At 61.8% G+C, this 13,917-nt stretch carries 13 protein-coding genes and 1 pseudogene; 8 read left to right on the top strand and 6 right to left on the bottom strand.

The features are described from left to right. Positions 1 to 521: pseudogene (locus C7K55_RS01935) on the bottom strand (transposase); the annotation flags it as partial. Between the two features lie 587 nt (positions 522 to 1,108). On the opposite strand from C7K55_RS01935, the gene C7K55_RS01940 reads away from it, so the two are divergent. Together C7K55_RS01940 and C7K55_RS01945 are read left to right on the top strand one after the other, a co-directional pair. Then, positions 1,109 to 2,419, top strand: coding sequence for a S8 family serine peptidase (locus C7K55_RS01940; protein ID WP_106501749.1), 1,311 nt, complete (start codon positions 1,109 to 1,111; stop codon positions 2,417 to 2,419). A gap of 116 nt (positions 2,420 to 2,535) precedes the next feature. Beyond that, entirely contained in the window at positions 2,536 to 2,793 is a 258-nt protein-coding gene (locus C7K55_RS01945; protein WP_106501750.1) for a hypothetical protein, read from the top strand. 91 nt (positions 2,794 to 2,884) lie between these two features. On the opposite strand, the gene C7K55_RS01950 is transcribed toward C7K55_RS01945, so the two are convergent. After that, complete coding sequence (locus C7K55_RS01950; protein ID WP_106501751.1) at positions 2,885 to 3,604, bottom strand: class I SAM-dependent methyltransferase; 720 nt, start codon at positions 3,602 to 3,604, stop codon at positions 2,885 to 2,887. Positions 3,605 to 3,945: 341 nt separating this feature from the next. On the opposite strand from C7K55_RS01950, the gene C7K55_RS13495 reads away from it, so the two are divergent. The 4 genes from C7K55_RS13495 (at position 3,946) to C7K55_RS01970 (ending at position 8,846) form a co-directional block, all read left to right on the top strand. Then, positions 3,946 to 6,129, top strand: coding sequence for a trypsin-like peptidase domain-containing protein (locus C7K55_RS13495; protein ID WP_206603457.1), 2,184 nt, complete (start codon positions 3,946 to 3,948; stop codon positions 6,127 to 6,129). 274 nt (positions 6,130 to 6,403) lie between these two features. After that, positions 6,404 to 6,664 carry an AbrB/MazE/SpoVT family DNA-binding domain-containing protein gene (locus C7K55_RS01960; protein ID WP_106501949.1) on the top strand — a complete coding sequence of 87 codons (261 nt, stop codon included), beginning with the start codon at positions 6,404 to 6,406 and terminating at the stop codon, positions 6,662 to 6,664. Beyond that, complete coding sequence (locus C7K55_RS01965) at positions 6,661 to 7,044, top strand: type II toxin-antitoxin system PemK/MazF family toxin (protein WP_106501752.1); 384 nt, start codon at positions 6,661 to 6,663, stop codon at positions 7,042 to 7,044. Before C7K55_RS01960 ends, C7K55_RS01965 begins: the two co-directional genes overlap by 4 nt. 119 nt (positions 7,045 to 7,163) lie before the next feature. Continuing rightward, a complete protein-coding gene (locus C7K55_RS01970) occupies positions 7,164 to 8,846 on the top strand; it encodes a protein adenylyltransferase SelO family protein (protein ID WP_106501753.1) in 1,683 nt (560 codons plus the stop codon). Here C7K55_RS01970 and C7K55_RS01975 read toward each other — a convergent pair. Together C7K55_RS01975 and C7K55_RS01980 are read right to left on the bottom strand one after the other, a co-directional pair. Continuing rightward, positions 8,828 to 9,496 (bottom strand): L,D-transpeptidase, encoded by a 669-nt coding sequence (locus C7K55_RS01975; RefSeq protein WP_106501950.1) that lies wholly within the window; start codon positions 9,494 to 9,496, stop codon positions 8,828 to 8,830. The genes C7K55_RS01970 and C7K55_RS01975 overlap by 19 nt on opposite strands. Before the next feature lie 19 nt (positions 9,497 to 9,515). Continuing rightward, complete coding sequence (locus tag C7K55_RS01980; protein ID WP_106501754.1) at positions 9,516 to 9,935, bottom strand: nuclear transport factor 2 family protein; 420 nt, start codon at positions 9,933 to 9,935, stop codon at positions 9,516 to 9,518. 225 nt (positions 9,936 to 10,160) lie between these two features. On the opposite strand from C7K55_RS01980, the gene C7K55_RS01985 reads away from it, so the two are divergent. Both C7K55_RS01985 and C7K55_RS01990 read left to right on the top strand, forming a co-directional pair. Continuing rightward, positions 10,161 to 10,916, top strand: coding sequence for a glycosyltransferase (locus C7K55_RS01985; protein ID WP_153062442.1), 756 nt, complete (start codon positions 10,161 to 10,163; stop codon positions 10,914 to 10,916). 13 nt (positions 10,917 to 10,929) lie between these two features. Further along, positions 10,930 to 12,381, top strand: a complete 1,452-nt coding sequence (locus C7K55_RS01990; protein WP_193486102.1) for a polysaccharide deacetylase family protein — start codon at positions 10,930 to 10,932, stop codon at positions 12,379 to 12,381. A gap of 6 nt (positions 12,382 to 12,387) precedes the next feature. Here C7K55_RS01990 and C7K55_RS01995 read toward each other — a convergent pair whose 3' ends face one another. Then, positions 12,388 to 13,053 carry an SDR family oxidoreductase gene (locus C7K55_RS01995; RefSeq protein ID WP_106501757.1) on the bottom strand — a complete coding sequence of 222 codons (666 nt, stop codon included), beginning with the start codon at positions 13,051 to 13,053 and terminating at the stop codon, positions 12,388 to 12,390. 45 nt (positions 13,054 to 13,098) lie between these two features. Beyond that, entirely contained in the window at positions 13,099 to 13,908 is an 810-nt protein-coding gene (locus C7K55_RS02000; protein ID WP_106501758.1) for a prohibitin family protein, read from the bottom strand. Positions 13,909 to 13,917: the final 9 nt, after the last annotated feature.

The raw sequence follows: 13,917 nt of genomic DNA on the forward strand, positions 1-13,917 counted from the left end.
GGCCGTGGAAGCACGTCGCATCGCGGTAGACGTACGGGCAGCGGGCATGGTCCCACGTCCGGCCAAGAAACGCTCTCACCTGCACACCTGTGCCCCTGGCAGATGCGGCTCACCTCTGATTTGGAGATGCCACTGGCCCCGCCCAGTGCCTCCACCAGCGCGTCAACCTTCCTGGTGGAGATGCCGCCGGTGTAAGCCTCCATCACCACGGCGTAGAGCGCCTTGTCCACCCGGCGGCGAGGCTCGAGCCAGTCGGGAAAGAAGCTGCCCTGGCGGAGTTTGGGGATGGCCAGGCTGAGGTCACCCACCTGGGTGGTGAGCAGCCGCTGGCGGTAGCCATTGCGGTGGGTGGATCGCTCATCAGGGAAGCGTTCATGGCGAGTGGCTCCAATGGCAGCGGAGACCTCGGCCTCCAGCAGATCCTGGAAGCCCCGGCGCACGATCTCAGGGATCAGGGCGCCAGCGGTGGTGCCCTCCATGAGCTGGCTCAGCTCGGAGGCGCCAATATGGGTAAGGGTCATGGTCTGTGTTCGGTTTGGTGGTAGTGCTCCGAACAGGGTCACAGACCGGCCCACCCATTGCCACAGCTAAAGACTGAGGGAGTTGAGCCGTCAGCCCCGGCTACGCCGGGGCTGATCCCCCCGAGTTACACCACTCCATGGGACGCCGCTCCGTTATCACCTTGGGCAAACGATTAACAGATGCCCAGGTGCAGCGTTTGTCAGAGGTTCATCTGCAGGGATTTCGCAGCCTGTGATCCACATGACAATCCATTGACCTAGGAGCTACAACGGGCTGCTCTACCCCTCGATTTCATTGAGGCACATAAGCATCAGATAAGCAGCAGATTGTTGTCTGGATACGCTTTAGGCTTGAAAAGTAAACCAATTAATCGCGTAATTAGGGGCTGTCCTTTTCCTCTTGATCTCATGCTTTAGACGGGGCTAAAGCTGTCAGGTGAGAAAAATCTACGGTCCGCTGAATCGTTGAAGCTTCCACTTCATCCGCTTCGACACGCAAGGGCGTACTGGTGGCACTTCTCAACCTGGGTTCCCCGTGTCCCTGAGCATTCGATCCAACCTTTAATACCTTTCCTAGGAAAAAACTCATGAACTCTGAATTCACACCACCCAGCGAAGCCGAAACTACCGGCCGCTTTATTGTCACTTTCCGCGAAGAAGCTTCTACTGAGGCTATCGCTACTTTAGAAAATCGTGCAGGCATCCGTTCGGCCGATCTGCTGAGAAGCGGTGATTTTGCCGAGTCCGGAATTGACATGGACCACGTTCCTGCCGAAGGAGGAGCCGTTCTGGGCAATCTCGGCATGGCCGTAGTCAACGTTCCGCCCGACGCTGCCGGAATGCTTGCGATGGAGGCCGGCGAGGATTCCGCGATCCTTTCGGTCGAGCCAGAGGGTGTTGTGTATGCCCTAAGTGAGTTGAGGGCATTTTCCCTCGATTACATGCGCGGTTTCCGGGATTGCGCCCAGAGCCTTTACACATCGGCGGCCACCACCCCTCCAGGTGGCGAGGAGTATGCCGATCTGATTGAAGCTGCTGGATTCGTCGACAGCCCGAGCCATACCTGGGGTCTCATAGCCACCCGGTCTGCGATTTCCAGGCTCACTGGCCAGGGCATCAAAGTCGCTGTGCTCGACACCGGCTTGTTCCTGGCACACCCGGACTTTATTGGCCGGTCAGTTGTATCGCGCTCCTTCATCCCCGGCGTAGTCAGTGCCAACGACGGCCACGGCCACGGTACTCATTGCACCGGAACGGCCTGCGGGGCATTTAAGCCAGCGGTCGGCCCTCGCTATGGCATCGCTCACAAGGCAAATATCTTCATCGGAAAGGTCCTATCCGATCAGGGTAGCGGCGTTGACGGCGGCATCCTGGCAGGTATCGACTGGGCCATCGCCAACAAGTGTCATGTGATCTCCATGTCGCTCGGCGCGAATGTACCCACCACCACTACCTTCTACGAGACTGCCGGCCAACGCGCCCTGAACGCCGGCAGCCTGATCGTCGCCGCCGCAGGCAACAACGCCAACCGCTCCGCTGGCAACTTTGGCTTCGTCGGTCGCCCGTCCAACAGCAGGACCTTCATGGCCGTAGGGGCGTTGGACGGCAACCTGCGGATGGCAAACTTTTCGGCCCGCGACACGGCGCGCGTCGCCGGCTCGGCCGTCGACATTGCGGCTCCGGGCGTCGCTGTTTATTCCTCCTGGCCGATGCCAACCCGGTACCGGGCCATCAGCGGGACCAGTATGGCGACGCCCCATGTCGCCGGGATCGCTGCTCTTTGGGCGCAAGCCACCGGTGCCCGCGGCGCTGCCCTGTGGCTGAGGTTGATCGCCAACTCCCGCGCGCTTTCGCTGCCGATTGTCGATGTCGGCCGTGGCCTGGTCCAGGCCCCGTAGCTGTTGTGTTCAACTTTCAGTACACCGAAAACCAGTAACTTGGTGTAATGGCCCGTCGGCTGATGAAGCTCCCTTCGGGGCGGCGCAGCCGACGGCCATTTCAAGAGGAGCCGACCATGGACGATCTCGCTCAATCCAAAATCGAAGTCATCGTCACCGTTGCTGAAGACCGCAAAGCAAATCTCAAACAGATCGCTTCAGAACTCCAGATACGGGGTCTCGAATTAACCGCCGAGCCACTGGAAGATCTCGGAATGATCACCGGCAAGGCTTTGGAGATGAATCTGGACCAGCTCAAGATCGTCAACGGTGTTACCGCCGTCGAGAAGGCAGGAACAGTGCACATTGCCCCCCCAGATGCCGAAGTTCAGTGAAGTGATTGATAGCTAATCATAGCCAATATCAATTTGCGCGCAGGTGATGGCGAGCGTTAGCCAGAGCAAAGGGGATGCACAGCTGCGGGCGTCATTGCTTCGACCGGCACGTGGCGTAGAGGAAGTAGGCCGCCTCGTCTGGTCGGCGACTACTTGTTTCCCTTTCCGTCACCACGCTGATCTCGTCGAACCCCGCCGCTTCGAGGAGGTTCGTTAGTTCGTCCACCGTGAAGTGGTGGGTCATGTAGAGCACCTTGCCACTGTCGTTTCGCGAGAGGTAGGTGTGTCGCTCGCCAGTCAGTGGAAGGTCTTCGGCGTAGAGCCGCGCGTAGCCGGCGTTGATCGTGTCGGAAACGCCCGAGGCCGACAGGAAGAGCCGACCACCGGGCCTGAGCTTCTCTCGCGCATGCCGAAGGAGGTTTGCCCGATGGCGCATGTCGCCGATGATCGAGATCACGAGTTGGCAGACGACCACGTCGAACGGCCCGCCGTCGAGCTGCGGCGAGCCATCCTCGGCGAAGTCGGCCACTGCAAATCGCAGCGAGCGGCCAACGGTATCGGCGGACGCTGCGTTGTGCTCTGCGGCGTGAACAGCGCCCGAGTTGATGTCCACGCCGAGCACTGCGATCCCCTGCTCGAAGAGCCTCCGACTCAGCCGCCCGCTGCCGCAGCCCACGTCGAGGAGCATGAGCGGCCGGCCCGCCGCTTCGGTCTTCACCTCGTGCAGGAACGAGTCGAGCTGCGGCGTGGAGTCCTTGCTCGGAATCGCTTCGGCGTCGAAACGCCGCCAATCTTCGCGAGGGTCACGCATGACGGGATCTTCTCTTAAAGGATATTGTCCGGGCGTTCATTGAGAACGCAGCCGCTTTAAGACTAACAACAAGATTCAGAAGGCTGGAGCGAATGAAACTGTCTATGCAAACAAACAATGCCCGCTTCTGATCTTGAGCGTTTGGAGGAGGTGTTGCACCAGTGCTGCCTTCAAGCAGCCCCCGTAGACCCTGTAACGAAATGACCCTGAACAAGCTCGAAAGTGGGTCTTCCTGGTGCACAGGCAGGTTCTCAAGATGGTGGGAGAACTTTTAGGCCAAGCTGAAACTGCAACGGAGGCGGTAAGCCCTGCTGACGAACCTAAGTTCTGTGCTTACGGTGATGGCAGAGCTTCTTCTAGCGATGCCCATTCTTGGTCCGGTCACCGATACCGAACAGCGCTACCGAGAGCGGGCCTCTGAGCGGGAAGGCAACATCATTCGGATCGATGCTCGCGACATCTTCGGCATCTCTGTTAACACCCCCGACTTGATCCGTGAGCGCCTGCGCCGATTGCATGCCGATCCGGAGCGGGTGGACTGCCTGCGACGGGAGGGGTTGCACTTTGATCCCCAGGGCCCCGGGGCTACCCCGGGGGCATTTCCGCGGGCCCTGGAGCGGGTGCTCAACACCAATGACCTGATTGGCCTTCGCTTCTTCGAGCAGGGTCTGCGGGTTGCCCAGGCCGTGGGGCGGGTTCATATCGGCGGTGGGACTGGCGCCACCGAGGGCTTCGGTACCGGCTTCCTGGTTGCCCCCCGGCTGCTGCTCACCAACCACCATGTGCTGGCCGATGCCGAACAGGCCCGCCAGTCCAAGGTGGAGTTCAATTTCCAGGAGGAGGCCAGTGGCGAGCTGCAGGCCACCCAATGCTTCGCCCTGGCGCCACAGGAGTTCTTCCTGACCGATCGGGAACTGGATTACAGCCTCGTGGCCGTGGTCGACGACGGTGACCTGGACGCCTACGGCTGGCTTCCCCTGATCGAGGACAGCGGCAAGTTGCTGGTGGGGGAGAAGGTGAACATCATCCAGCACCCCAACGGTGAGCCGAAACAACTGGCGATCCGCAACAACCAGGTTGTCGATGAGCTGGAGCTGTTCCTGCACTACCGCACCGACACCGACCCGGGCTCGTCCGGTTCCCCTGTCTTCAACGACCAGTGGGAGGTGGTGGCGCTGCACCATTCCGGCGTGCCGAAGCGCAACGAACAGGGGCAGGTGGTGACCAGCGACGGGCGGCTCTGGCAGGAGTGGATGGGGGAACAGCGCATTGCCTGGGAGGCGAATGAAGGGGTGCGCGTGAGCCGTCTGGTGCGTCACATTCGCAACCAGCCGCTGCCTGCGGCGGCCGAAGCCATGCGGCAAAAGCTGTTGGCAGCAACACCTCCAATGCGACCACGACAGAGCGGCCCGGTGACCCTGCCCCCAGTCGTCGCCAAGCAGCACGAGCCGGAGCTCCTACAGGGTGAAGTGGCAAGCCCACTGGCCGCGGGCGTCTCAGCCACCTGGACGATCCCCCTGCAGGTAAGCGTGAGCTTCGGAACTCCCACCCTCGGTGCCAGCGCCCCTGTGGCCCACTCGGCAGCTGCCGCTCAAATCTCAGCCCCTGTCCCAGAACCACTACCCGAAACTGTCGAGGAGGGCTGGGGGCTATTCGGGCGCCGTGGAACGCCGGCAGCGGCAGCACCCACGCCTGCAGATTTCAAGCTCAGCTCCCTTTCCAGTCCAGTGTTCAATTGGCCTGCTGCCCTTTCGCTGGCCCTGGCTAGTCAACTGGCCTACAACCCCGAGGCGGAAGTTGAGAGCCAGCTCCAAGCCTGGGGCTTCCAAAACTGTGATTTTGTCGAGCAGGATGCGGCCCAGGGGTTTGTTGCCTCCTGCTCCGATCTGGTGCTGGTGTGTTTCCGCGGCACCGAGAGCACAGCCGATTGGCTCAGCAACCTGAAAGTGATACCAAAGGCGGTGAATGAGCTGGGCAGTTCGGTACATGCCGGCTTCTGGGAGCAGTTTGAGGCGCTGCGGCCCCAACTGGAACGCTTGATATCTCCCCACAGACAGTTGCCCTTAGTGGTGACAGGCCACAGCCTGGGCGGGGCGATCGCAGCCCTGGCCGCCGCCAGCTGGGCTGCCAGCAGCAACTTGCGAGCTCTTTACACCTACGGCCAGCCTGCCGTGGCCCGCGATCGCGCCCTCGACCAGCTGGCCGAGGCGCTGGGAGGCCATTACCACCGCCTAGTGAACGATTCCGACATCGTGCCGCGGGTGCCGCCGGGATACCGGCACGCCGGCAATCTGCTTCACTTCAACAGTAAAGGCAGTCTGGTCCGCAACGCAGCTGCTCAGGAAGCGGCTTTCAACAGTGCTGTGGGCGGCAGCGGCGTCATGCTTAGCGAAGACGAACTCGGAGCGCTGCAGGATCGCTTGCGCCACCAGAGCGGCCCCCAGAGCCAGGAAGGATTCACAACCCTGATCAGCGATCACATGATGCCGGCCTATCTGGGCAAAATTCAGAAGCAGATGAGTTGAGCGGGGGCGATCCCAGCGCCCTAAGGGCTTGTCAGGAGAGTGGAGTCTGAGCTTTGACACCGTATTTGCTTGGCGATGTACGCGTCCAGGCGATGGTGGCGGCAGCAGGGCGCTTGGACCAGGTGGGGTTTTGGGCGGCCCGCCAGGCAAGCGCCCCTGCTCGGATCCGTTCTGGCGCGGGCGTGAGGCGGCTGCAGCCAACTCGGCTCTGGTCGCTGCTGTGCCGCCCCATCGGCCTGGGGCGTTTATCCTTTTGTTTATACGTCTGATTCTCATGGCCGCCACCCCTTCCCGGCAGGCCCTGCGCCGCTGGGGCAACAGCCTCGGTATCCGCTTGCCCGCATCCATCGCCCGGGAGGCTCAGCTGCAGGAGGATCAGGCCGTGGAACTCTCCGTTGTGGAGGGAGGCGTGATGATCAGGCCCGTGCAGCGACGCCTGTCTTTGGCAGAGCGGCTGGCTGCGTACGAGCCCATGGCTGGCGAACCCACCGAAGCAATGGCCTTCCATCCGCTCGGTGCTGAGGTCACCGAGTGAGTCCTCGCCAAGTGGTTCAGGGCTGGGTGCCCGATCGCGGCGACGTGATCTGGATCGACCACAACCCCCAGGCTGGTCGGGAGATGAAGGATCACCATCCCTTTGCCGTCTTGTCCACAGCTTCCTTCCACACCAAGGTGGGCTTAGTGGTGGGCTGCGCCATGACTTCAGCGCCCTACAACCGTGGTTCCACCCTTGCTGTGGACCTGGGCCCCATCCCCGATCGGCCCGACGCCCACAGCTATGTGCTGTGCCAGCAACTCAAATCCTTCGACTGGCGCGCCAGGGGCGCTCGTCCCCATCCGATTGGGCGACTGCAGGACTCCCAGCTGGAGGAGGTGTTGGCGGTTGTTGGGCAAATCCTCGGGTTTGTCGTCTGACCCTTGGGACGCCAGTTGACGCGCCCTCGATCAGGACCTGCTTGATCGGCCCATCGCACAAGCTGAGGCCTCCATCCCTAGCCTCCACTGATCCCTGCCGGCCAGAACCCGCGAGCCCCGTGAGCACCACTCCGATCACATCCTTCGCTGAGTTCGCGCAACGGGCTGATTATTCGCTGCTGGAGTCGCTGCAGCCGGATCCCCAGGCCACGCTGGATGGCCACGATCACCGCCCCCGCCAGGTGTTCTCAGGCCATTACGTGCCGGTCACACCCACGCCCCTGCCAGTACCTGCCTATCTGGCGCACAGCCCCAGCCTGTTCCAGGAGCTGGGCCTGAGCGACTCCCTGGCCCACGACGAGGCCTTCCTGCGGCTGTTTTCCGGCGACATCAGCGTGGCGCGGCAGCCGATGCGCCCCTACGGCTGGGCCACCGGCTATGCCCTCTCCATCTACGGCGCTGAATACATCCAGCAGTGTCCGTTTGGCACCGGCAATGGCTACGGCGATGGCCGGGCCATTTCCGTGTTTGAAGGCGTGTTCAACGGCCAGCGCTGGGAGCTGCAGCTCAAGGGCGGTGGCCCCACGCCCTACTGCCGCGGTGCCGATGGTCGGGCCGTGCTGCGCTCCAGCGTGCGCGAGTTTTTGGCCCAGGAGTTCATGCACGCCCTGGGCGTTCCCACCTCCCGCTCCTTGACCCTCTATGGGTCCGGCGCTGAAACCGTGCGCCGGCCCTGGTACGCGCCGGGGTCCACCTCCTTTGATCCCGATGTGCTGGTCGACAACCCAGCGGCAATCACAACCCGCGTGGCGCCGTCGTTTTTGCGGGTGGGGCAGCTGGAGCTATTTGCCCGCCGCGTGCGGCGCCAGGCCCATCCGGAGGCGTTGAACGAGCTGCGCCTGATCGTTGCCCACCTGATTGAGCGCAACTACCGGCCGGAGATCGATCCGAGCCTGGCCTTCGGCGACCAGGTGCTGGAGCTGGCCGGCCTGTTTCGCACGCGGCTGATTGCCTTGGTGGCCCACTGGATGCGGGTGGGGTTTTGCCAGGGCAATTTCAACAGCGATAACTGCGCCGCCGGTGGCTACACCCTCGACTACGGCCCGTTTGGCTTCTGCGAACGGTTCGATCCCGGCTTCCAGCCCTGGACCGGTGGCGGCGAGCACTTCAGCTTCTTCAACCAACCTTTGGCCGCCGGAGCCAACTACCAGATGTTCTGGTCGGCCGTGCGGCCCCTGCTGGCTGACAACAGCGAGGCCCTGGCCCAGCTGGATTCCATCCGTGACGGCTTTGCCGGCGCGATGAACCAGGAGCTCGAGGCGATGTGGGCCCGCAAGCTGGGCCTGGCCACCCCTGATGCCGCCCTGGTGAACGAGCTGCTGGAGCTGATGCTGCGCTCCCAGGCGGATTACACGATCGTGTTTCGCAAGCTTTCCGAGATTCCCGAGGAGCCCTCAGCGCTGCAGCAGGCCTTCTACCAGCCCCTCTCGGCGCCACTCGCTGCCCAATGGAGCGATTGGCTCAGGCGCTGGCGCGATCAGCTCTCGGCCAACGGCGATCTAGGCGAGACATCCGCAGCGATGCAACGCGTGAATCCAGCCATCACCTGGCGCGAGTGGCTGATTGCACCGGCCTATCAACAGGCGGAGCAGGGAGACACCAGCCTGATTCAGGAGCTGCAAGCGGTGTTCAGCCATCCCTACAACGCTCCCTCAGGGGAGCTGGCGACGACCTACGACCGCCTCAAACCCAGGGAGTTCTTCAACGCCGGTGGGGTGTCGCACTACAGCTGTTCGTCTTGAACACACTTGCCGCCAGCGGCGTTGATCACCACCTCATCGCCGAGCTTCACGGCTGAGAGCAGGAGCTTCAAATCTGGCTCGGCCACGTTCACGCAGCCGCCGGTCACCTTTTGGCCGATGCGGTTGTTGTTGCTGCCGTGAATGGCGAAGCTGTACCAGCGAAACTTGCCGTCGTAGGTGTTGAAAGCAAAGGGCTGCTTGACGCTGTCCACCGGCTCCAGGCTTACGTAGCCGCTGCCGTATTCGCCGTTTTCGCCATCGCCGTCGAAGTCGATGGCGTTCATGTTGGTAAAAAGCGTTTTGCGCAGCTCGGCTTCGCTCTTGCCCGACTTGGCGACCAGGCCTGGATCCATCACGAAGGTGTTGCCGCTGAGGATGGCATTCACCCGGAAGCGGCCCAGGGGTGTGTAGCCCTCCTCGAAGCGGCTGCCGGCGCAGGTGATGCCGTTGCGGCCGAAACCCACCTTAAAAATGGTGCGGTCCTCACCCCGTGGCAGCACCCCGAAGCTCCTGGAGGGATCCTTTGGGTCGAGCTCGATCCGGATGGGACCAGTAACGGCGGCCGGTCCTGGCTTGGCTTGCTTGTTGGTGCCGCAGCCGAACAGCCCCGTAGCCAGGGCGAGCAGAGCGAGTGTGGAGAAAGGGCGCATCACGGCTCCTGCAGCTGCCTCAGCCCACAAAGCGCTTGTAAAGCCAGCGCACAAAGCCGCCGAGCACAGGCACCGGTCCGAAGGTGGGGCCCACGAAGTCGAAGTAGTCGCGGTGGTCGCAGATCTTGCCCTCGCTGTTGAAAAGCAGCCGGGAGGTACCTGGATACACAAACTCAATGCCCTTGATCTTCAAACCCATCTCCCACTCCACGAAGGCCGAATTGGCTTCGATCGCAATCGCGCCGGGGGTGAGGTAGGTGTCGTCACAGCGTTTCAGCAGGCCCTCCTGGGCTTTGATGTAGGCCGAAATGCCATCTCTCTCCTGGGTGGGATCGCTGAAGCGCACGTCCTCGGCGTAAAGCTGCCGCCATTGCGCCTCGCTCGGGCCGGGGGCGCCGTAGGGCTTGTTGAACAAGGCGCGCAGCTGGGCAGCTTCCACCGCGGGTAGATCAAGGGCTCAACCCAGGATGCCGCAGGCCTGGTGGTGCGCAAAGGTCTAGGGCGACATCCGTGCTGGGCGCCTTTGCTCTCAAGTTTCGGAAATTTTGATTTGATCAGTTTTCATGGTCAAATCATTCGGATTCTGCCTATTTTATCATGGAGCAAAGGGCTTGGGGGCTCCAAAGTCGACTAGGATGGCTGAGCTCGCAATAATTCAATTAATTTGACGACCGTTAGCGTCATTACTCCGACCAGGCTTTTGCCTGATCGATTGCCTATGCTGAGCAAGCTTAATCGTAGCCTGAACGAAAATAATTGCAGCATTGAACATGTGATTGTCGTTGATGGCAACGACCTCGAAGCCCTGCCTGCTGAGCTTGCAGCCAACGCCACAGTGATTGCTTCTGCTCGGCCGATTGGTCAGGCGGCAGCGCGCAATCTTGGCCTGCTTGTTGCTCGGGGTGAGTGGATAACCAGTGCTGATGACGACGACTGGCTTTACCCCCATTCCATCGACAAGCGCCTGGCCGCAATCAATGGCCAGGCAGGGGCCCAGTGGGCAGCCGGTTATTGCACTGATGATCTCAAAAATGATCCTGCCATCGTGGCCGCTGGGCCATGCCTAGCGGGTGATGTCTGGCGAGCCTGGCCATCCCCCCATGACAGCATTCCCCTGGGGCCAACAACCCTGCTTGTGCAGGCTGCCCTACTCAAGCGTGTCGGTGGCTGGATGGGCCTGCCACAAGGTGAAGATGTAGGCATGATGATCGCAGTTACAAGTAGTGCTCCAGGCGTACTTATTTCTGATTACGTCTATCACATACGCCTACATGTTGGCCAGATGACAAAGTCGGCTTGGTTTGATGATTTGGAGCTTTTATCGCGCCGATCTGCTTGGGAGCGCGGTCAAACCATCCTTTCTCAGCAGCTTGCAAGTTCATCAGTGCCGCTGATTCGCCAGCGCATTGCCACTCTTTGACTATCTCAAACCTGTGAGCAACCCCTCCCTGCCGCCGATCGCTGGCCGCGAAGCAGAAATCCTCGCCCTGGTGCAGCAGCAGCAGTCTGTATTTCTGCCCACCACCAATCTCAAGCTGGAGCAGATTCGTTCAGGCTTCGCCTGTGCCCTGCACATGCACCAGCCCACGATTCCAGCCGGTGTCAATGGAGAGCTGATCTCCCACCTCCAATACATGGTTGAGCATCCCGGCGAGGGTGACAACCACAACGCTGAAGCCTTCGCCCATTGCTATCGGCGTTTGGCCGACATCATCCCCCAGTTGATTGCTGAGGGCGCCAATCCGCGGATCATGCTGGATTACTCCGGCAATTTGCTGTGGGGATTCCAGCAGATGGGTCGCCACGACATCCTCGAGGCGCTGCAGCGGCTGGCCTGTGATCCTGCCCTTCAACCCCATGTGGAGTGGCTCGGCACCTTTTGGAGCCATGCCGTGGCCCCCTCCACGCCAATCCCCGATCTCAAGCTGCAGATCCTGGCCTGGCAGCATCACTTTGCGGCCATGTTTGGCGATGCGGCCCTGCAGCGGGTGAAGGGTTTCTCGCCGCCGGAGATGCATCTACCCAACCACCCAGACACGCTCTACGAATTCATCAAGGCCCTGCGGGAGTGCGGCTACCGCTGGCTGCTGGTGCAGGAGCACAGCGTTGAAAATCCCGATGGTTCTGCCCTCAGCCAGGAGCAGAAACTGGTGCCCAACCAATTGGTGGCACGCAGCTCCAGCGGTGAGGTGGCCTCGATCACGGCGCTGATCAAAACCCAGGGCTCCGACACCAAGCTGGTGGGTCAGATGCAGCCCTACTACGAAGCCCTGGGGCGTGGCCCCATACCCCTTGGCGGCATATCCGTGCCGGCCCTCGTCTCCCAGATCGCCGATGGCGAGAACGGTGGCGTGATGATGAACGAATTCCCCCAGGCCTTCATCCAGGCCCACCAGCGCATTGCCGCCGAGGGCGTTGGTGCTGGCACGGTGGCGATTAATGGCAGCGAATATCTCGAGTTGCTCGAGGCCGCCGGGTTGTCTGCCGGCGACTATCCGCCGATTCAGGCGGTGCAGCAACACAAGCTCTGGCAGCAGCTGGGCGAGACACCCAACTCTGCAGATGTTGAGGCGGCCATCGCCGAGCTCCAGGCCCGTGATCCCTCCTTCTCGATGGCAGGTGCCTCCTGGACCAACAACCTCAGCTGGGTGGAGGGCTACGCCAACGTGCTGGAGCCGATGACCAGCCTCAGCGCCGCCTTTCACCAGCACTTCGATCCCCTGGTGGCGGCCGATCCCTCAGTTACCCAGACCCAGCCCTACCAACAGGCGCTGCTGCATCTGCTGCTGCTGGAAACGAGCTGCTTTCGTTACTGGGGCCAGGGGGTCTGGACCGACTACGCCAGCGAGATTCACCGGCGCGGCGTCGTCAGCTTGGGCGCTTGAGCGGCACTACCAAGGCAGCACCTCGCCGTTGGCGTGCCAGAAGCCACCGCTGGTTGCCAGGCTGAGAGCATCGATGCGGGCCAGCAGGCCCCGCACCGCCTCCTCGGGGCTGATGCCCTGGGGGTTGAAGTTGACCATGCGGGTGCGCACCAGCCCCGGATGGAGGAGTGCCACGGCGATGCCGCGGGGCCGTAGGTCTATCGCCAGGGATCGCCCCGCCATGTTCAACGCCACCTTTGACATCCGGTAGCCGTAGGAGGAGCCGGAACTGTTGTCGTCAATCGAGCCCATGCGGCTGGTCATCAGCGCCAGCTTGGAACCGGGCTGCAGATTCGGCAGCAGGGCGGCCACGAGCCGCAGGGGCGCCAATGCATTCACCTCAAACTGTCGCCTGAGGCTGTCGCTGTCGAGATTTTCCAGGCGGTTGCCTTCGAGGATGCCGGCATTGAGGATCACCCCGTCAAGCGGCTGGCCAGCTAGCCGTTGCACCAAAACAGCAAGATCGGCTTCAGCGGTGAGCTCGATTCCGGCCTCGAGGCGCACCCCCAGCGCCTCCAGTTCTGGCGAGGGAGTGCGGCAGACGGCGATCACCTGATCGCCGCGGGCCTGTAGTTGTCTGCAGTACTCGAGGCCGATGCCGCGGTTGCTGCCGGTAACTAGGAAAGTTGGCATTGCTGGCCTGCGCAGTTGCTCAAGACTGGCTGATTCAAGCCAGCATCAGCGCCGTCCGTTGACGATCACCGAGTTGCCGCTCCCCCCAGCCGTACCAGGCAGGGCTGGCACCACGGAGGTCTGGCCATCCCACTTGTCGAGGAAGAGCTTGTAGAGCACCTGATCATCGAGGCTTGAGTTGAGCGTTTCGTAGCGCTTGGCTTCCTGCTCGGCGATCAAGACCTCGGTCTGGGCACGTAAGAGCTGCTGCTCGGCAATTTGTTTCTGTTCGATCGCGGCGCGGTATTCCTCGGCGATTTGCAGGCCGGTGAGATCGAGTCCCTGCACGCTCACATAATCAAATTTGCGCAGTTCCTCGGCCACCTTCTCCTGCACCAGCTCCGAAATGGAGTTCCATTCGGTGGCAATAGTCACCAACTCATACTGGGAAAAGACTGATTTGAGTGCCTTCAGTAGCGATGGTTGGATTACGCGGGGATAGATCTGCTGGTCATCGGTGGCGATCGTCTCGTATATCCGCCCCGCTTCTGCGGGCTTCATGGCGTACTTCACCGTGGCGGTGGCCTGGATCACCTGGAGATCCTTGGTGAGAGTCGAAAACTGCTCCGGTCGCACCTGGGTGCGCACGTCAAATAGCGAAGTGTTCTGCACCAGGGGGGCCTTGATGTTGGCGCCGGGGCTGCGGGGGGTACCGGTGACCTTGCCCAGGGTTGTGACAACGGCCACGTTGCCGGCCGGCACGATGAACACGGTTTGGCTGAGCAGAATCGCGATGCCCACCAACACGGCCGCAATCAGGCTGAGGGTTGCTCCAGGACCATCGGGACTGCCAGCTGAGCGAAGGGGCGACTGCATGAAGGGGCC

This window comes from Cyanobium usitatum str. Tous, assembly GCF_003011885.1.
Classification (GTDB): domain Bacteria; phylum Cyanobacteriota; class Cyanobacteriia; order PCC-6307; family Cyanobiaceae; genus Cyanobium_A; species Cyanobium_A usitatum.